Origin of the sequence: Paramaledivibacter caminithermalis DSM 15212, from assembly GCF_900142245.1 — a bacterium.
Taxonomy (GTDB): domain Bacteria; phylum Bacillota; class Clostridia; order Peptostreptococcales; family Caminicellaceae; genus Paramaledivibacter; species Paramaledivibacter caminithermalis.
In genome coordinates this window covers 49,004-69,179 of record NZ_FRAG01000018.1, presented here as the reverse complement: position 1 = coordinate 69,179, position 20,176 = coordinate 49,004, and the positions used below count along the sequence as shown (strand labels likewise).

Below are 20,176 nucleotides of genomic sequence, written 5' to 3'. Positions count from 1 at the left end.
CCACAAAGGCAGTGAAAAAGGGAGAAGACCTTGACCTAGTACATGAAAACTATAAAAAATATAAACTACTTATAGTATTTGAAATAATAGGCAATAAAAACTATGAAGAAAGCCTTGAATACACCACTATGGAAGATGAATGGGGAAAAGGAGATGGAAGCATATATGGAAGAAACAGACCGACCCAATTAGATCTAGGCTTTGGGATAAACCATGGTGAAGTATTTTGGTATAATTTATATGAAAATCTCTTTGATGATTTAATTTTTGAGAGAACATGGTGAATTAGAAGATTTAAAATTAAAAAAATAAATGTTGGGGTTTTGAATCCCGACATTTATTTTAGGCAATGTACTCAAACTTTTTTTGTAAGAAATTGCGACATGGAACTTATAATGTATAGTTTTTTATAGAAAAATCTATTAGAAATATAAAGTAGCATTTGACAGTGGATGATCACAATATCTTGACAATTAGCTTACCAAAGTACTGTAGGAATTTTGTTCTAGATTATGTTAAAATTAAAGAAAAAAAATTAAGCACTAGTAGACTTACATAGTAAAACTTAATTTATATATGTGCAAATATACAACGTTTTTAGGCGTTTTGGACATGTATAAATTAAAGGCGTTACTTAAATTCTTACATAAGATTTACGATGGAATTTATTAGGGATTTCACAATGTACAGTTTAAGGAATATATTCCCGATATACTACAATAAAGAGTGGGGTGTGATATAATGAAACATATTTTTGTTGTAGATGATGAAAAGAATATAAGAGAACTTGTAAAAAAATATCTTGAAAAGGAAGGGTATGTTGTAACACTTCTCGAAAGTGGAATAAATCTATTAAGTAAAATCAAAGAATTATGTCCAGATTTAATAGTTCTTGACATTATGATGCCAGAAATAGATGGGATAGAGCTTTGTAAGGAGATAAGAAAAATCAGTGATATTCCTATAGTATTTATATCTGCAAAGGATGAGGAGTTTGATAGAGTTTTAGGTTTGGAAATTGGTGGAGATGATTATTTATCTAAGCCATTTAGTCCAAGGGAGCTGGTTGTAAGAATAAAAAATATTTTTCGTAGATTGGAAAAGATTGAGCAGCCTGTGGAATTGATAAAGGTAATGGATATAAGCTTCGATATAAAAAGAAGATATGTGGAAAAGGATGGAGAAGAATTGAAGCTAACTACCAAGGAGTACGAACTTATGGAATTTCTTGTAAAGAACAAGAATATGCCATTCACAAGGGAGCAGTTGATAGAAAAAATATGGGGCTATGATTATTTAGGGGATTTAAGGGTCATTGATGATTTAGTAAAAAGAATTAGAAAGAAACTTAAAGCGTTAGATTCTAAATTAAAGATAAGTACGGTATGGGGATATGGCTATAAAATCAATGCATAAAAGAGGTAAAATAGGTAAGAAGATTATATTAAGTTATATAATAGTCTTAATCATAGCTTTTCTGGTGATTGGTGTTACCTTCAAGGTTATTTCTACTAACTATCTATTAACTCAAGCTAAGATTGAGCTGTTTCAAGAAGGTAGAAAGATTGCTGAGACTCTATCCAAAATTCATCTGGATAAGGATAAGTCCCAAGGTAGAATCAAAGAAAAATTAGCTAGCTTTAGAGAATTAAAAATAGCAAATAAGTATTTAGATGCTAAGATTATAGTATTGAACAATAAAAAGAAAGTAGTATATTCTAATTTTAATGGTAAAAATGGAGAAATACTATCAAAAATAAAGAAATATGGAAGTTTTAAGAATAAAGGTTATGTTGTAGTAAGGGTTCCAGTCAAAAGAGCTGGATATAATATCGGATACATTGCACTTCTAACTGAGGTTAAAGAAATAAATGGACTGAATAGAATTGGATTTAGAATACTTCTTATTAGTTTTTTAGTGGCTGCATCCATAGCTTTAATAGTTAGTCTGTTTTTAGAAAGAAGTTTAGTTCAACCTATTATGAAACTTAGAAATATAATGACCAACTTTTCGATAAAAGAATTCAAAGAAGATATAAATATAAAAACAAATGATGAAATAGAAGAATTAGCTGATAGCTTTAATATTATGGCAAATAAATTGAAAAGCTATGATGAGCAGCAGAGAAAATTTCTTCAAAATGCTTCCCACGAACTTAAGACTCCTCTTATGTCTATTCAAGGCTATGCAGAAGGAATAAAGGATGGAGTAATAGAAGGAGACAATTTAAGCCAGAGCCTTGATATTATTATTGAAGAAAGTCAAAGAATGAAAAAATTAGTTGAAGAAATCATTTATTTAACTAAGCTGGAAAATACCGAAGAAGTTTTTGAATTTAAAGAAACCCATTTAACTAAGCTGGCAGAGGGTGCTATAAAAAGTATAAAATCACTGGCTATAGATAAGGGGATAGAAATAAGATTAGAAGCTGAAGGTGAAGAATTAGGTAATTATGATAAGGAAAAAATAAAAAGAGCGTTCATAAATCTAATAGGAAATGCAATAAGATATGCAAATGAGCTTGTCTTGGTTAAGATAAAGGACATGGGGAAATATACATTGATTGAAGTGATCGACGACGGCCAAGGCTTTAAAAACAATGAAGAAAAGAGAATATTTGATAGGTTTTATAAGGGTAAAAAAGGTGGAAACGGAATAGGTCTAACAATAACTAAAGCAATTGTAGAAGGTCATGGAGGAACTATTTATGCTTGTAACCATGAGAGTCTAGGTGCTGTATTTAAAATTAAGATTCCAAAACTATAGGAGAGAGGAAATGAAATGAAGCGTTTAGATATTATTATTATAGCTGTAGTATTTATTATTTCTATTGTATCATTGGGTATTCTGAAAATATATTCCAATAAAAATTATGATGATATGTATGTCCATATTTCCGTAGATGGGAAGCTTATAAAAACAATACCCTTTGATACTGAATCCCATGGAGAAGAATTTAAAGTTAAAACTAAGCTGGGCAAAAACATCATAAGAATTGAAGATGGTATGGTAAAAATGGTAGAAGCAGATTGTCCAGACAAAATCTGTGTTAAAGATGGACCTATAAGTAAACCAGGAGAAATTCTTGTTTGCTTGCCCCACAAGGTTGTTGTGGAGATAAAGGGGTATGGCAAAGCAGAGGTGGACGAACTTTCATATTAAAAAAAGTAAAAATAAAGGGTTAGGCTAGAATACATATGCTATAAATTTTTTATGTGTTCTAGCCTGACCCTGTTTTGCTGTTTTAAAAATTTTTCAAATTAAACGACAATTATATATTGACAATAATATTTATAAGGAGTATGATTATATCATATTAATAACATCAGTGGAGAAATTATTAATAAAAATATTTTATCAATACATATTTATTAGATTATATAACAATATTTGTATATTATATTATTTTATTAATAACATCATGTTATAAATACAAGATTGGAATTTAAAACTGGAAGCTACTGTTAACGTGGCAATTATCTTAGATACACAAACCATAAAAGATAACTCTAGATTTTTTTTCTGTAGAAGATTTACCCACAAAAGCTATTAGCATGGGTATAAAAAATATCCTACGTAGTAGAAAAGTAACTTTATTAGATAATGGAATAGAAAAGGAAGTTTTTTATTTGATGGATATTCAGTTTCAAAATTAAATATCGAATAAAATGGTAATGATAAGTTATTTCATGTGCTATTTAATAGTATGATGTTACAAAAATTTATGATTCGGAGAGTGAGATATGAAAAGAATAAAGAAGAGAGATCAAGAGTATATAAAACAAAATAATTTAAAAATGATATTAGATATTATTAAAAATAAACGGTCTATATCTAGGGCCGAGATAGTTAAAATAACAAATATGAGTCCTACTTCAGTTAGTAGAATAGTAGGAAGCTTGATTGATTTAGGATTGGTTAAAGAGACAGAAACTTCTTCTAGTGGAGTAGGAAGAAAAGCAATTTTATTAGATTTGGATTTGGAATCTGTAATGACTATAGGGGTATACATCAACAAGCATATTATCAATGTGGGAATTGTGAATTTTGGGGGGGAAATTTTATATAGAGATAAAATTGAACTAAATCCTAAAGGAACACACCCAGACACACTAATAAATAAAGCGTGTGCACTCATTAAGGATACAATTAAAAAGTCTAAAATAGATCCTTCAAAAATTATAGGTATAGGCGTTAGTTTACCTGGTATCATTAACTCTAAAAATGGTGAAGTCATTTTTTCAGCACCTTTAAGTTGGGAGAATATACATATAGCCAAAGTTATTGAGAGTGAGTTAAATATAAAAACGGTAGTTGACAATGATGTAAAGTTGAAAGCTCTAGCTGAAAGTCTGTACGGAGTAGGCAGAAATTCTGGTAAGACAGCTTTAGTCAACTTTGGAAGAGGTGTTGGATCAGCCCTTATAATAGATGGCGAAATATTCAGAGGAGTAACAAATATCGCAGGAGAAATAGGCCACATAACAATCGATCCTAATGGAATTCTATGTGAGTGTGGAAGACGAGGGTGTCTCCAAACATTTATAGTTGAAGATAATTTGATTGAAGAAGCAAATAAAGTGAAAAAGATAGTTGATATCAAAGAAATATTTGAGGCTGCATATATTGGAGAAAGCTGGGCAGTAAGTATTTTAGATCGGGCTATAACATACATGTGCATAACCATCAATAATATAGTTTGTATGTATAACCCAGATACTATAGTTTTAAGTGGAAGCTTAGTTGAAGTATATCCAGAAATAATCAAAGAAGTTGAAGAAAAATGTAGAACATCTATTTGGACTCCTCTTAGAGGAACTTTTAAAATATTATATTCTGAGTTAAAAAGTGAGGCCGATATTATTGGCCCATCAACTTTAGCCTTGGATACTTTTTTGAGTTTTGATATTTAGATTAATGTATGATTTTGTTTTACTGTAGACTATTTGCTTATATTTACGATTCAATATTTAGATTAAAATATAAAAAATCTATTTTGATATTGAATATGGTAAATGTAGGTTTTAAATAGTATATATTTCAAATGAGGTATATAGGAGGTGGAATGAAAAAACTATAATATAAAAGCTTTAAATTAAAATTATTCTAAAGATAACAAGAAATAGATTTTTAATACATAATGGTTTCTTGTTAATCTGATGAAATGAAAAAATTAGGGGGATATTTATGAAGAAACTAATTGCTTTATTTATTGTAATTGTAATGTCTGTTACTTTTGTTGCATGTTCGAATAACACCGAAGAAGCAGGAAATAAGGCGACCGATGAAACAGCAACAAACACGCCAGTGGAAAATGAAGATGTTAATATGACAATAGCAGTTAATGCTGAAATCATTTCACTTGATCCACATGATATATCAGATACTTTATCAGGCTCAGCCACTAGTACAATGTACGAGTCACTTTACGATTATAAACTTGATATGAGTTTAGAACCTGTTTTAGCTACAGGATACGATGTATCTGAAGATGGGTTAGAATATACCTTTTACATAAGAGAAGGAGTTACATTCCATGATGGAACTCCATTAAATGCAGAGGCTGTGAAATATAATTTTGATAGAGTTTCTAATAAAGAGAAAAATTTAAAAAGACGTAGAAATCTTTTACATGTCGTTAGTACAGAAGTAATAGACGAGTACACTTTGTTAGTCAAATTAGATGCTCCATTTGCACCGATGCTTAATAGAATTGCTTCTATAAAAATAATAAGCCCAGCAGCCCTTGAGAAATATGGAGATAAAGGCATTATTACTAATCCAGTTGGTACTGGACCATATGTATTTGAAGAATGGACTCCAGGAGATAAAATGGTTGTAAGAACTAATGAGAATTATTGGAGAGAAGGACCAAAGATTGATACCCTTACATTTAAGCCTGTAACTGAGAATGGAGCTAGGATAGCAATGCTTCAAACAGGTGATGCAGACTTTATATATCCAATGCCTACAGAACAGGTTAAGGCAGTAGAAGGAGATAAGAATATAGAAGTAATAGAAGGACCATCTACCATAGCAAGATTCACATTCTTAAATATGTCTAAGGAAATTTTTTCGGATGTAAGAGTTCGACAAGCTATTAATTATGCAATAGACAAAAAAGCTTATGCTAAAGTTGTAAAGTCAGGTTATGCAGTGCCGCTTACTTCTCATGTGCCTTCAACGATAACTTATCATGTTGCTCAGCCCGAGTACGAATATAATCTAGAAAAAGCTAAGAAACTTATGGCTGAAGCAGGATATCCAAATGGATTTAAAACCCACATTTGGGCACCAAATGATACTGAAAATATGAAGGGTATGCAGTTTATAAGTCAGCAATTATCTAAAATAGGTATAGAAGTAGAAGTAGTTCCAATGGAAGAAGGAACTCTATCAGATTCGATCTATAAGGCTAAAACTCCTGAGGAATCAACAGTTAATATGTGGTATGTAAGCTGGTCGGCCTTTGATTTTGATGGTGCAACTGCTAAATTGTTCCACAGTGCTAATATACCTCCTACTGCTCCTAATGTATCTTATTACATGAATCCTAAAGCTGATGAACTTATTGAGGCAGGTGCTATAGAGGTAGATCCAGAAAAGAGAGCCAAAATTTATGCAGAGTTACAGGAAATTATTTGGAATGATGCACCATGGATTTTCTTAGGATCAGACGTACTATTATCAGCTAAGAGAAGTACTACGGAAGGAATCTTTGTTGATCCAAGTGGTGGCATAATTGCTACACAAGCAGCTACTAGTAAATAGTTGATAGAATTAAGAGTGGTTAAAGCAATTTAACTGCTCTTAAAATTTCATTAGAGAGTGGGTTAGAAAGTGAAACAATATGTTTTAAAAAGACTCTTGAATATAATTCCGATAATGATAGTGGTATCAATCATAATATTTATGTTTATTCATTTGATACCAGGGGATCCAGCTAGGATTATAGCAGGACAAAAGGCTACTCTAGAAGAAATAGAGATTATGAGAGAACAGTTAGGTTTAAATGATCCTTATATTGTTCAGTATAAAAATTTCATGCTTGGGATATTGACAGGTGATTGGGGAAACTCCCTAAAAACAGGGTTGCCTGTTTGGGAAGTAATAATACCAAGGATGAAACCTACTCTAATTCTTGCAATATTCTCAATTGTATGGTCTGTTATTGCAGGGATAAGTATAGGGGTAATATCTGCTATTAACCGTGGGAAACTAATAGACTATATTGTTATGGTTGGTGCATCTTCTGGTATTTCTTTGCCCTTGTTTTGGCTAGGACTTATGCTTATGCAAATATTTTCAGTAAAGCTTGGTTGGTTTCCTACAACAGGGATAGATTCACTTTCAAGCTATGTATTACCTTCGATTACATTGGGTGCAGGTATTACAGCTATGATTGCACGTTACACTAGATCATCAATGATTGAAATATTGAAAGAAAATTATATTAGGACATCTAGGGCAAAGGGATTGAGTGAATTTATAGTTATCAATAAACATGCCCTTAGGAATTCACTTGTGGATGTAATAACTATAGTAGGATTACAGTTCGGCTTTCTATTGGCAGGATCGGTACTAGTAGAAACAGTTTTTGCAATACCTGGACTTGGAAGGCTACTCATAGATTCAATATTGTTTAGAGATTATACAGTTGTGCAAACTGTTCTACTAATTTTTACATTCCAGTTTATTATAATTAATCTGATTGTAGATGTACTTTATGGAGTAGCAAATCCGAAGATTAGATATCAATAAGGGGAAATGATTATGGAAGAAGTTAAGATGCAAGAAGCTAAATATGAAGATTTCAAAATAGAAAATCCAATGAAGGAGTTCGCAAGAAAATTTTTAAAAAAGAAATCTGCAGTAGTGTCCCTAGGGTTTATATTTTTTTTAGTAATTTTAGCTATTTTTCAACCAGCACCATATGATATTGATGAAACTGATTATGATAATATATTGAGCGAACCAAATTCGGAACATTTGTTTGGTACTGATGAGTATGGTAGAGATGTGTTAAGTCGCATTATTACAGGTACGAGATTATCATTATCTGTTGCAGTAACAGCTGTTACTATTGGTGCATTTTTGGGTTCTATTTTAGGAATTATTGCAGGTTATTATGGAGGATTATTAGAGAGTTTAATAATGAGATTCTGTGATATTTTATTTTCCTTTCCAGGACTTTTATTGGCTATAGGAATTGTTGCTATAATAGGACCAGGTTTAACAAATGTGGTTATAGCAATATCAATTTATGGTATACCAACTTTTACTAGAGTTATTAGAAGTTCTACATTATCAATAAAAGAGCTACTATATATAGAAGCAAGCAGGTCGATTGGTGTAAGTGATACAAGACTATTGGTTAAACATATTTTTCCAGGAACTCTACCAGCCCTTATAGTTACCTATACAATGAGAATGGGTACTGCTATAATATCTGCTGCTTCTCTTAGTTTTTTAGGTTTCGGAGCAAGTCCTACTAATCCTGATTGGGGTGCTATGCTGTCAACTGGTAGAGATTATATTGGGGTTGCACCACATATGCTATTATATCCTGGACTTATGATATTTTTTACTGTATTGGCATTTAACTTATTAGGTGATGGTCTCAGAGACACTCTAGACCCTAAACTAGATTAAGGAGGGTAAATAGTGTCAGAAAAATTATTAGAAGTGAAAAATTTAAGAACTGAATTTCATACAGATAAAGGAAAACTCGTTGCAGTAAATGATGTTTCTTTTTATGTTGGCAAAGAAGAAATTGTTGGGCTTGTTGGTGAGTCAGGTAGTGGAAAATCTGTTACATCCTTATCTGTTTTAAGGTTACTTCCAGAACAAGGAAATATATCGGCAGGAGAAGTTCTTTTAGAAGGTAAAGATTTATTAAAAATGAACAAAAAGGATATTAGAAATATTAGGGGTGGAGATATAGCAATGATCTTTCAAGATCCTATGTCATCCCTTAATCCTGTACTAAGAGTAGGGGAACAGATTATGGAGTGTACAAAGCTTCATTTGAAATATAATAATAGTCAGGCAAGAAAGCATGCTATTGACATGATAAAACGAGTTGGAATACCTGTTCCTGAGGATGTAATGAATAGATATCCTCACCAGCTATCAGGGGGAATGTCTCAAAGAATAATGATAGCTATGGCGATGTCTTGTAATCCAAAGGTACTAATTGCAGATGAACCTACAACTGCTCTTGATGTGACAATTCAAGCACAAGTTATGGAACTTATGTTGGAATTAAAAGAAAAAAATAAAATTGGGATATTACTTATTACCCATGATTTAGGTGTAGTTGCTGAAATGTGTAACAGGGTAATGGTTATGTATTGTGGTAGGATTGTAGAGATGGCTGATGTTTTTTCTTTGTTTAAAAATCCATTACACCCATATACAAAGGGCTTAATTGCTTCTGTTCCTAAAATAGGGAAAAATGCAGATGTTTTACCATATATTGCTGGTAGGGTTCCAGATCTTTCCCAAATGCCAAAGGGATGTAAATTTGCACCTAGATGTAGTGAGGCGATGGAGAAATGTTATAAGGAAGAGCCTAAGCTCACTAATATAGATGGTAATAGACAGTGTCGTTGTCATCTAATCCGTGAGAGGAGTGAGATAAATGAGTAGTCCTCTTATTCAATTAAAAGATATTCATAAGACTTTTTTGGCATCAAAAACATTGTTTGGTGAGAATAAATATGTACATGCCCTTAATGGGGTTTCTCTTGAAATACAAAGTGGAGAAACTCTTTCTATTGTCGGTGAAAGTGGATGTGGGAAAAGTACTATGGGTAGAATTCTCAATAAACTATTAAATCCAGACTCTGGAGAAGTTTGGTTTGAAAATAATAATATTACCAATTATACTCCTGTCCAAATGCGACCTATTAGAAAAAAAATGCAGATGGTTTTTCAAGATCCATATGGCTGTCTTAACCCTAGAATGAAAATTAAAGATATAGTAGGAGAACCTCTATTGGTACATACAAACATGTCTAAGAAAGAAAGATATAAGACGGTAATAGAACTTTTAGAAACTGTTGGACTTAATGAAAGACATGCCCAAGGCTATGCCCATGAGTTTTCTGGTGGACAAAGACAAAGAATAGGTATCGCTAGGGCATTATCGGTTAATCCAAGGCTTATAATTGCTGATGAGCCTGTTTCTGCCCTTGATGTTTCAATACAGGCTCAGGTTATTAATATATTTAAGAGGCTACAAAAAGAATTTAATCTAACATATTTATTTATATCCCATGACTTGAGTGTAGTAGAGGTAATATCAGATAGAATTGGTGTGATGTATCTTGGCTATTTAGTAGAAATAACAACTAAAGAAAAATTATACAAAAATCCAATGCATCCATATACACAAGCATTGTTATCGGCTGTACCTATTGCAGATCCTACCCATAGACGAGAACGCATAATTTTAAAAGGAGATATACCTAGTCCTATTGACATGCCAAAGGGTTGCCCATTTAGCACTAGATGTATGTATGCAAAGGATGAATGTTTTCAAACAATACCAAAACTTTTGGAAGTAGAACCTGGACATAAGGTTGCTTGTCATTTAAAATCATCATAAATGGAGGATAAATTCTAATGAAAAGAATTCTAATTGCAGGTATGCATCACGAATCAAATTCCTTTAATCCAATAATAGCTTGTGAAAAGGATTTTAATGTGATATATGGAAATGACATTTTTAATAATTTACGTGAAAATGATTCAGTAACGGGAATTATAAAGACTTTGCAGGGGGTAGGATATGAAGTAATTCCTACTGTATTTGCTAGAGCGGTTCCCAACGGTGAAGTGGATTATGATTTTTATATCAAAATAAAAAATGAAATTTTAGAAAGAGCCAAGGCTGCTCAAAAAGAAGCTCCTATAGATGCTATAACACTTTCATTACATGGATCTATGAGAGTTAAGCAACAAGGAGAGGCAGAAGGATATTTTATTGAAGAATTAAGGGCTATATTTCCTAATATACCTATTTTTTCTTCACTTGATATGCATACTACGATGACTAAAAGAATGTATGATAATTGTGATGGTTTTGTTGGATATAAATGTGCTCCACATACAGATTGCTTTGAAACTGGTGAGCATGCTGCAAAGATGACAATAGATGCTCTTGAGAATAATGCAAATGCAAAATCAGCTTGGGTAAGGGTACCAATTTTAATTGCTGGAGAGCAGTCATCAACAAATGTAGAGCCTATGATAGAACTTATAAATTCACTCAGAGAATGTGAAAAAAAAGAAGGTATAATGGCTGCTTCGTATTTTATGGGGTTTCCTTGGTCAGATAATGAAGATAGTTCTATTGCTGTTTATGTAGTTGCAGATGATGACCTTGAGTTAGCCGAAAGGGAAGCAGTAAGATTAGCTGAACTTATTTGGTCTAAAAAAGATGATTTTTGTTTTCATACAGAAACATATGATGAAAAAGAAGCTCTGGATGTTGCCTTTGAGGCAGTAAAAGAAGGTAAACTACCTATTTATATCTCTGATTCTGGAGATAATCCAACTGCTGGAGCATCTTCTGATTGTACTAATTTTTTAAAATTAATAATGTCTGATAATAGAACTGATAATCTTAAAAAACCTGTAATATATGGAGGAATATATGACCCAATAGCTACCAAACAATGTGAAGGAAAAGTTGGTGAAGAGATAACACTTACCTTTGGTTCGAAATTTGATACTGTTACCTCATCGTCTATTACGGCAACTGGAACAGTAAAGGCGTATATTAAGGATTGGTCTAGAGGAGGAATGGTTAAAGGAGATTTAGTATTATTCAATAGCTGTGGAGTAGACATAGTGATTTCTGAGGCCCATGTTGGATATACACTACCTGATATGTTTATAGATTTAGGAGTAGACCCTGAGGATGCAGAAATAGTGGTTTGCAAACTGGGTTACCTTACACATCAGCATAGTTTAGTAGCTAAGCGTAGCATTATGGCACTTACAAAAGGTAATACAAATGAGGATTTAAAAACCCTTGACTATAAAAAAATTAAGAGACCCATATTCCCACTAGATAATGATTTTGAATATAATGTCTTTGATAATTTGATAATAAAGAAAGGATAATCTTATGATATTAGAAGTATGCGTAGATTCTTATACATCTATGGTGACAGCTAAAAGTGCTGGAGCAGATAGGATAGAATTATGTTCTGCACTAAACATCGGTGGATTGACACCAAGCTATGGACTAATGAAAAAAGCAAAGGAAATTGAAGATATAGAAGTTTTTGTAATGATACGCCCTCGCTGTGGAGATTTTTTATATGATGATAATGAGTTTGAAACAATGAAGCAGGACATCAATATTGTAAAACAAATGGGATTCGATGGTATTGTTACTGGAATTTTATTACGTGATGGTAGGATAGATATTGATAGAATGAAGGAGCTTGTAAAAATTGCATCTCCTCTTAAAGTAGTGTTTCATAGAGCCTTTGATGATGCAAAAAATCCTATGGAAGATATTCCTAGACTCATTGAAATAGGAGTATGCAGAATTCTCACGTCAGGACAAAGGGCAAATGCCCTAGAGGGTGCAAATTACATTGCAAAAGTACAAAAAAAGTTTGGGGATTCTATAACTATTATGCCTGGTTGTGGAGTAAATGCCGACAATATAGAACAAATATATGAAATAACCAAATGTACTCATTATCATTTGTCAGGTAAGGTTAATGTTGGTAGTCAAATGGAATACAGAGAGTGTATTAAAAGAATGGGTACTCCTGAGACTGAATTTGTGGTAGAAAGGGCAGATTATAATCTTATTAAGAAGGTAAGGGATATTATTGATAATATTGAGGATTACAAAAAATTATAATAATGAAATTGTAGGAGAAAGTAAGGTTTAGATTACAATTGATACTATTTATTGGAGGAGTAGCATGAAAAAGGTAGCTTGTTTTGACGTTGGAGGAACTTTTATTAAATATGGAGTAGTAGATGAACAAGGACAAATTTTAACTAAATCCAAAATACATACACCAAATAATGATTGCAAAAAAGAAATACCTAAAATAATTATACAAAAAATAAATGAATTAGATAAGTATTATAGCATCGATTCTGTAGGTATCAGTACTGCTGGTAAAGTAGATAGTAAAAAAGGAGAAATAATATTTGCAAGTGAAAATTTGCCTGGATATACTGGAACAAAGCTTTCTGAAGAAGTGAAAATTAATACAGGTTTTAAGTGTTTTGTTGAGAATGATGTAAATTCTGCAGCGTTAGCAGAGAGTTGGAGAGGTGCTGGTAAGGAGTTAAGCACCTTTGTATGTATTACCCTTGGAACTGGAGTAGGCGGAGCTATAATAATTAATGATAAACTTTATAAAGGAGTCATGGGAGGTTCAGGGGAAATAGGACATATGATTATCAATGAAGCAGGAGATGACTGTAACTGCGGTAGTAAAGGGTGTTTTGAGCGATATGCTTCCACAGCTGCATTAATAAGAAGTTATACAATGAAGCTAGGAATTTCTGAAGAAAGCCTAAGTGGCAAGGATGTTTTTAGTAAAATTCAAAGTGGTGAAAAGCAAGCAATAGAAGTATATAAAGAGTTTTTAAATCATATTGTTACAGGGCTTGTTAATATAACTCATATATTCGACCCAGGTCTTATTGTTTTAGGGGGAGGGATTTCTGCGCAAGGAAAGCCATTTTTTGATGATTTAAATGAATTATTTAAAAATCGAGTTATGCCTTCCTATGGAGAATATACAAAGATTGTTCCAGCTCAGCTTGGAAATGATGCAGGAATTCTTGGTGCATGTTATATTGCATTAAACTGAATAAAAACATATCAGATTTGTTTGAACTGAATATACCTATGAAACGGATACAGTTTAAACAAGAAATCGGACATAAGGCTATAGTATTTAAGTTAAACCAAAGACCACCAGAGGTTAGTGTTTTAAGTAGAGAAGAAATAGAAGAGATAGGATATTCTTTAAAATTAATGGAAAGATTGGAGTAAGAGGATGGTATAATATAGTTAAGAGGTAGTTATATGGTTCAATCAAAAAATATAGATAAGATTAAGGAAAGAGGTTATAATAAAGCTTCTATAATTGAAAGGTATATAAAGCGTATCAATGAGGAATATGATGGAAATCCTGAAAATCTTAGAAATTATACAAAACAGGATTCTATTATATTGAATGTTCAAAGAGCTTGTGAAGCATGTATAGATTTAGCAATGAATATAGTTGCAGAAAAATCTCTGGGTATACCACAAAATAGTAGAGATGATTTTGAACTTTTATATGCTAATGGTTACATAGAAAAAGAGCTTAATGAAAAACTTAAAGCAACGGTAGGATTTAGAAATATAGTTTTACATGACTACCAAGCAGTTAATTTGAAGATAGTGAAAAAAATAATTGAAGTTCATCTTGAGGATATGAAGGAATTTAGTAGAGTTATATTACAGTCTATGTAAAGAATATTTGAAGACCTGCTGATTTTAGCAGATCTTTTCCCTGTTGTCAAAGAACTAAAACTTTTTTTGCACGAAATTGCATGGGTTAGAAGCAGTAAATTCAATTGACACAAGGAATTACAAACTATTACCATCTAAATTTTAGAAGCAGGAATTAAGATTTTTTAGACCTAGAAGAATGACCTTAAAACTTGGAACATGGAACTTGCAACTAAAAAGCGTCGTCAGACGCCTTTGTACTTTAGAGTTTAAAGATATTTATTCTTAATATAATCTATATCATCATATAAATCCTTCAAATAGTCATTTCCACATAAGCTTACTAGAAGCTCTAAATTTAGCACACCTTGAAAATTCTTATCTAGTAGAAAATTAATTTGTTCTTTAAAATCTATATCACTATTTTTAATAGCAATATGTGATATAGATTTTTTTATATTTATACCATGGATGTGACAGTAGATTATATCTTTATAGAAGTTATCTTCAAGCTTAGCTTTTCCTGGGTAATAGTTAAAGGAATCATGACATATATCTAAGCATATTCCTAGTTTAGAGTCCATGAATTCCCTAGTAATATTCTTAATATCTTCTCTAGAATTGCCAATTACATCTTGATTTTTATTCAATGTCTCAAGGGCTAATCTAACGTGTATATTCTTTTTATCTAAAAAGTTAAGATACCAGTCAAAAAAGCTAAGGGTATTATAAAGAGCTTTTTCCTTATTTTCAAATCCTTCATAGTTTGCTCCATGAATCGTTAGTATAGATGGCTTACAGATAATGCTTTGCATATTGGAAATAATAGATATTAAGGCTTCATATTTAGACTTAATGTTTTTTTTATATTCATTAAAGTTCATTATTTCATATAGAAAATTGTCTGCAAAATATGGAACATGATAATTTATCTCAATATCTAGTTCATTACAAAGCTTAGCTATTTCATAATAGGTATTTATAGGCAGTATTTTTTCATCGGGACTAACTTCTATTCCCCTAGTACCCATTTTCTTTGTTTGGTAAAGTAATTCTATGGGGGTAATTTTATCAAATATTTTTTCATCTAGTGTAAATCCGATAATCATAATAATCCTCCAAACCTGATGAGTATAATTATCTTGAGTTATAAAAGTATCTCTATAAGTGTATTATAAGTATATTATCTAACATGGATTCATGGTTGTAAAGGTTAAATTCATAAATAGGAATTTGTCGAAATTTGACTCAACATATTTCTGAAAGGTATAATCAAATAAAAAACATCAAAAGGAGGGATTATTTTGATATTGATGATAGATAATTATGATTCCTTTACCTATAATCTGGTACAGTACCTAGAGTGTTTAAGAGAAAAGGTTTTAGTATATAGAAATGATGAGATAAATTTAAGAGAAATTGAGAGTTTGAAGCCATATATGATAGTTTTATCTCCAGGACCATGTACACCCAATGAAGCAGGAATATGTATAGATGTAGTAAAAAAGTTTAAAGGGGAAATCCCTATTCTTGGCATATGTTTAGGACATCAAACTATAGGGCAAGTATTTGGAGGAAAGGTTATAAAAGCCTTAAAGCCAGTTCATGGAAAGGTGCATCTCATAAAACATACAAATAAAGGGGTATTTAAGGGTTTAAACAATCCACTGAAGGTCACTAGGTATCATTCATTGGTTTTAGAGAAAGAGACCTTACCAGAGTGTTTTGAAATAACTGCCCAGACCTTTGATGGAGAAATAATGGGTATAAAGCATAAGGATTATCTTATAGAAGGTGTTCAGTTTCACCCAGAAGCCATACTTACAGAAATGGGAATAGAGCTTTTAGAAAATTTTTTAATAGAAGCAAAAAAGTTTAAGGTAAGAAGGTGAACCGATAATGAATGGAGTGCTAATTGAAGAAATTAAAACTAAATTAAGTAGCTTTGAGATATACTCTTTATTTAAAGATTTTTCCTATAGCTTTTTTTTAGATAGTGGAATGGATCACGAAAAGCTAGGGAAGTATTCCTTTATTGGATTTGATCCCTTTATAGTTTTTAAATCTAAAAATCAAGATATTAATATTATAGAAAATGGAGAAGTAAAAAATGTTAAAGGTAATCCTTTACTTAAACTAAAGGAATTATTATTAAAATATGATATGGAATATAAAAGCGAATTTCCTTTTGTTGGAGGGGCAGTAGGATATTTAAGCTATGATTTATGTCATCAGGTAGAGAAATTACCTAGAACAGCAGTGGATGATGTAAATATTCCAGATTGTTTTTTAGGATTTTATGATGGGATTATCATAATAGACCATAGAAGGAATAAAGTTTTTGTAGCTTCTATTGGAATAAAGGATGAAGCTAGGAAGGTTATAAGCTCAATGATAAAAACAATTAAAGCAGGAGAAGATAAAAAAATTAATATTAATATTGACCATAAAGAAAATAAGAAAGTTTTTAAATCTAATTTCACCAAAAAAGATTATGTAAAGGCTATTGAAAAGGTTAAGTCCTATATCGAGGCTGGAGATATATATCAAGCCAACCTTACTCAAAGGTTTGAGTGTCAATTAGATATAAGTCCCTATGAGTTATATGGAAAGTTAAGGACTATAAATCCTGCTCCCTTTGCAAGTTTTATAGACTTCGGGGAAGGATATATTGTAAGCAGTTCCCCAGAAAGATTTATTAAAATAAATGATAGGATTATAGAGACTAGACCCATAAAGGGAACAAGACCTAGAGGAAACAGTCCTCAGGAGGATAGAAAAAATAGAGAAGATCTTATGTCAAGTGAAAAAGATAAAGCAGAGCTTCTTATGATAGTTGATTTGGAAAGAAATGATTTAGGACGAATATCTGAGACTGGAACAGTAAAGGTAACAGAGCTTTTTCATTTAGAAGAATATCCTACGGTGTATCATTTAGTTTCAACTGTAATTGGGAAAATGAAGGATGAGTGTGATGTAATAGATGTGATTAAAGCCACATTTCCTGGAGGGTCAATTACAGGAGCTCCTAAGGTCAGAGCAATGGAAATTATAGATGAACTGGAGCCAACCCAAAGAAATATATACACTGGTTCTATTGGCTATATAGGATTTAATGGAGAAGTAGATCTTAATATAGTTATAAGAACCATAGTTTGCAAAGGTGATAAAGCATATTTTCAAGTGGGTGGAGGAATAGTGTGGGATTCTGATCCGGAAATGGAATATGAAGAAACCTTGCATAAGGCTAAAGCCTTAATGAAGGCTTTGAGGCTTTAGTTGTTAAATTAAATCATTGTGTTAGTTTTTATCGATGGATTTTAATATTTTCTTTATAATAATGTAACGAATTGTTTTGATTTAAAACTCACCAGATAGGTCCTGATACTTGCAACTAAAAACATGCCTTCGTTCATTATATAAAATATAAAACACTTAGTATTTATTGTTAATTTAAAAAAGTATATAATTAGTTTAAGTAAATAATTAGCGTATTAATTAGAAGGATTAAAGGGGAATGATTATGTTAATATTAAGTGCGACACTTACCCTTATGATTACAGGTGTTGCAGGATATTTAGGAAAGCTTAAGGTGAAAAATACTAAGGATTTTATTACTGGAGGAAATAGAATAGGTGTTGTTGGAGTAACAAGCATGCTTATGGGATCAATAATTGGTGGTGCATCTACGGTAGGAACAGCTCAAATGGCATATAATAGGGGAATAGCTGCCATATGGTTCATTTTAGGTCTTTGTGTTTCAAGTATTATTTTAGGTCTGATTTATTCAAAATACATGGATAAGGAAAGAATGGATACAATTCCACAGATTATAGGAACTACATATGGGAAAAAATCAAGAACTGCTGCTAGTGTATTATTATCCATAGGAATGTTTATTCATATTAATGGACAAGTTATTGCTGTAATAGCATTATTTACAGCTATATTCAATTTAAATGTAGTAAGCTCTGCATTAATTGTTACAATACTTCTTGTAGTATATGTAGTATTTGGTGGATTTTGGGGTAGTACCCTTGTGGGATCGGTAAAAACTGTACTCTTATACGGCACAAGTTTAATATGTGGATATATATTGATATTTCATTTAAATGGTGTTCATGAAATTCTGACCTTTTTTCCAAAGGAACCTTGGTTTAATATATTTAGTGGCGGTTTGGCTGAAGATCTTGCATCTGGTATTGCCACTGTTGTAGGAGTATTATCAACACAAACATATTTTCAAGCAGTTGTGGCAGGAAAAGATTATAAAACATCGAGATATAGTGCATTTTTAACAGCATTTTTTGTATTGCCCGTAGGAATTGTATGTACCCTTATAGGTATGTATATGCGTATTCATTATCCAAATATTTCTCCGAGAGAAGCTTTCCCATTATTTCTATTAAATTATCTCAATCATGGCATTGGTGGTATATCCATAGCCACAGTTTTAATATCTTCAATAGCTACAGGGGCTGGTTTAGCTTTAGGAGTTGCTACCATGTTTGTTAGAGATGTATATAAGCCATTGATTAACGAAGGAATAAGTGATAAGAAGGAGCTTTATATTTTGAGGATTAGTATTGTTTGCATAGGACTATTATCACTATTCATTGTTATTCAAAATAAAGATTCTATGATTCTGGGCTGGGGATTTTTATCCATGGTATTTAGAGCCACTCCAATTTTTTTGCCCCTTACGGCGGCAATGTTTTTTAAGGATAAAATTAATAAAAAATCGGGGTTTTATGCAATATTAGGTGGACCTTTATCCAGTGTGCTTTGGATTTTATTGGGATTTGGAAAGATAAGCTCATTGTATATAGGTTTAATGGTAAGCTTTTTCATATTGTTTTTCAGTGGTAAGTTAAAAATATTAACAAGTAAAAATGAAATTAATAAATAATAGTAATGAGCTGATTGCCAGCTATGGTCTAAAGAAAATTAATTTTATAATATCTGAAATTCTAACAATAGTAAACCCCCTATAGCTTGAAGATTACTGCTGTAGGGGATATTTGTATTACTGATTAATCGCCTGTGCAAAAAGCATACTGCAAAGAAATGTGTTTGAATTTAAGAATTGAATGCTTGATATACCATTTGGAGAAGAAAAACCTACAGAAATATATGGTTTTAAGTCTTCACATTCAAATAGTAATACCTCATCATTATAATCAGTAACCTTTAATATACATTTTTCCTTATTTTCAACCTTCAGCATAATGCCAAAGGTGTTTTGAGAAAAATCAATTTTACTATTTTCACCTACATATATTACATCGCTATCTAAATTTTCATCATATGATGAAAAAAGAAAACAAGGTGATGTTAGCTTTATTCCTTCTAGTACCAATGGATTTGGTATTATTAAAGGTCTGACATGGTGATAATAGTAACTATTTGTATTTTCAAGAGGTAAATTATTAAAATTAACTGTAGATAATTTATCTGTAATAGAGCTAAAACTTTCAAAATCATTATATATAGTTATAGCCATTATGTCCCCACCTTTTTTATAAATTAGATTATAGTTACTATTTATAAAATTAATATATCAATACTATTATAACATTTTTGTAACAAATTATAAATATACAAAATATTGGATTATTATAATTTTCGTAAAATATAAAAATAATATATTAAAATTACCGTGATAGAAGCCAGCACAATAGGTT

The 20,176-nt window shown here is 31.5% G+C and carries 20 protein-coding genes; 18 read left to right on the top strand and 2 right to left on the bottom strand.

The genetic code is table 11. From position 1 onward, the window contains the following. The 15 genes from BUB36_RS19680 to hepT all read left to right on the top strand — a co-directional run. Nucleotides 1-284, top strand: a 284-nt coding sequence (locus BUB36_RS19680) for a hypothetical protein (protein ID WP_165613057.1), incomplete at its 5' end; no start/stop codon positions are given. 457 nt (nucleotides 285-741) lie between these two features. Continuing rightward, on the top strand, nucleotides 742-1,416 hold the full coding sequence (locus BUB36_RS08920; RefSeq protein ID WP_073149146.1) for a response regulator transcription factor: 675 nt from the start codon (nucleotides 742-744) through the stop codon (nucleotides 1,414-1,416). Beyond that, nucleotides 1,394-2,767: a sensor histidine kinase gene (locus BUB36_RS08915; protein ID WP_073149143.1), complete on the top strand. Its 1,374-nt coding sequence runs from the start codon at nucleotides 1,394-1,396 to the stop codon at nucleotides 2,765-2,767. Before BUB36_RS08920 ends, BUB36_RS08915 begins: the two co-directional genes overlap by 23 nt. A gap of 15 nt (nucleotides 2,768-2,782) precedes the next feature. After that, entirely contained in the window at nucleotides 2,783-3,163 is a 381-nt protein-coding gene (locus BUB36_RS08910; RefSeq protein ID WP_073149139.1) for a NusG domain II-containing protein, read from the top strand. Nucleotides 3,164-3,744: 581 nt separating this feature from the next. After that, the gene (locus BUB36_RS08905; RefSeq protein ID WP_084111887.1) at nucleotides 3,745-4,914 is read left to right on the top strand and encodes an ROK family transcriptional regulator; all 1,170 of its coding nucleotides are present in this window, start codon (nucleotides 3,745-3,747) and stop codon (nucleotides 4,912-4,914) included. 274 nt (nucleotides 4,915-5,188) lie between these two features. Next, entirely contained in the window at nucleotides 5,189-6,772 is a 1,584-nt protein-coding gene (locus tag BUB36_RS08900) for a glutathione ABC transporter substrate-binding protein (protein ID WP_073149136.1), read from the top strand. 69 nt (nucleotides 6,773-6,841) lie between these two features. Continuing rightward, on the top strand, nucleotides 6,842-7,762 hold the full coding sequence (locus tag BUB36_RS08895; RefSeq protein WP_073149134.1) for an ABC transporter permease: 921 nt from the start codon (nucleotides 6,842-6,844) through the stop codon (nucleotides 7,760-7,762). Nucleotides 7,763-7,774: 12 nt separating this feature from the next. Then, on the top strand, nucleotides 7,775-8,653 hold the full coding sequence (locus BUB36_RS08890) for an ABC transporter permease (protein WP_330390466.1): 879 nt from the start codon (nucleotides 7,775-7,777) through the stop codon (nucleotides 8,651-8,653). 12 nt (nucleotides 8,654-8,665) lie between these two features. Continuing rightward, on the top strand, nucleotides 8,666-9,652 hold the full coding sequence (locus tag BUB36_RS08885) for an ABC transporter ATP-binding protein (RefSeq protein WP_073149131.1): 987 nt from the start codon (nucleotides 8,666-8,668) through the stop codon (nucleotides 9,650-9,652). After that, a complete protein-coding gene (locus tag BUB36_RS08880; RefSeq protein WP_073149129.1) occupies nucleotides 9,645-10,613 on the top strand; it encodes an ABC transporter ATP-binding protein in 969 nt (322 codons plus the stop codon). Before BUB36_RS08885 ends, BUB36_RS08880 begins: the two co-directional genes overlap by 8 nt. A gap of 17 nt (nucleotides 10,614-10,630) precedes the next feature. Continuing rightward, a complete protein-coding gene (locus BUB36_RS08875) occupies nucleotides 10,631-12,136 on the top strand; it encodes a M81 family metallopeptidase (protein ID WP_073149127.1) in 1,506 nt (501 codons plus the stop codon). 4 nt (nucleotides 12,137-12,140) lie between these two features. Further along, nucleotides 12,141-12,893, top strand: coding sequence for a copper homeostasis protein CutC (locus BUB36_RS08870; protein ID WP_073149125.1), 753 nt, complete (start codon nucleotides 12,141-12,143; stop codon nucleotides 12,891-12,893). 64 nt (nucleotides 12,894-12,957) lie between these two features. Then, nucleotides 12,958-13,863, top strand: coding sequence for an ROK family protein (locus BUB36_RS08865; protein WP_073149123.1), 906 nt, complete (start codon nucleotides 12,958-12,960; stop codon nucleotides 13,861-13,863). Continuing rightward, the gene (locus tag BUB36_RS08860; protein WP_084111885.1) at nucleotides 13,842-14,048 is read left to right on the top strand and encodes an STIV orfB116 family protein; all 207 of its coding nucleotides are present in this window, start codon (nucleotides 13,842-13,844) and stop codon (nucleotides 14,046-14,048) included. The genes BUB36_RS08865 and BUB36_RS08860 overlap by 22 nt, the downstream gene beginning before the upstream one ends. Before the next feature lie 33 nt (nucleotides 14,049-14,081). Beyond that, a complete protein-coding gene (hepT, locus tag BUB36_RS08855) occupies nucleotides 14,082-14,513 on the top strand; it encodes a type VII toxin-antitoxin system HepT family RNase toxin (protein ID WP_073149121.1) in 432 nt (143 codons plus the stop codon). 248 nt (nucleotides 14,514-14,761) lie between these two features. Here hepT and BUB36_RS08850 read toward each other — a convergent pair whose 3' ends face one another. After that, entirely contained in the window at nucleotides 14,762-15,601 is an 840-nt protein-coding gene (locus BUB36_RS08850) for a TIM barrel protein (RefSeq protein WP_073149119.1), read from the bottom strand. Nucleotides 15,602-15,796: 195 nt separating this feature from the next. Here BUB36_RS08850 and BUB36_RS08845 point away from each other — a divergent pair, with 195 nt between their 5' ends. The 3 genes from BUB36_RS08845 (at nucleotide 15,797) to BUB36_RS08835 (ending at nucleotide 19,401) form a co-directional block, all read left to right on the top strand. Further along, nucleotides 15,797-16,384, top strand: coding sequence for an anthranilate synthase component II (locus BUB36_RS08845; RefSeq protein ID WP_073149117.1), 588 nt, complete (start codon nucleotides 15,797-15,799; stop codon nucleotides 16,382-16,384). A gap of 7 nt (nucleotides 16,385-16,391) precedes the next feature. After that, complete coding sequence (gene pabB, locus BUB36_RS08840) at nucleotides 16,392-17,771, top strand: aminodeoxychorismate synthase component I (protein ID WP_073149115.1); 1,380 nt, start codon at nucleotides 16,392-16,394, stop codon at nucleotides 17,769-17,771. Between the two features lie 244 nt (nucleotides 17,772-18,015). After that, nucleotides 18,016-19,401: a sodium:solute symporter family protein gene (locus BUB36_RS08835; RefSeq protein WP_073149113.1), complete on the top strand. Its 1,386-nt coding sequence runs from the start codon at nucleotides 18,016-18,018 to the stop codon at nucleotides 19,399-19,401. A gap of 117 nt (nucleotides 19,402-19,518) precedes the next feature. Here BUB36_RS08835 and BUB36_RS08830 read toward each other — a convergent pair whose 3' ends face one another. Continuing rightward, nucleotides 19,519-19,995 carry a hypothetical protein gene (locus tag BUB36_RS08830; protein ID WP_073149111.1) on the bottom strand — a complete coding sequence of 159 codons (477 nt, stop codon included), beginning with the start codon at nucleotides 19,993-19,995 and terminating at the stop codon, nucleotides 19,519-19,521. Between the last annotated feature and the right edge of the window lie 181 nt (nucleotides 19,996-20,176).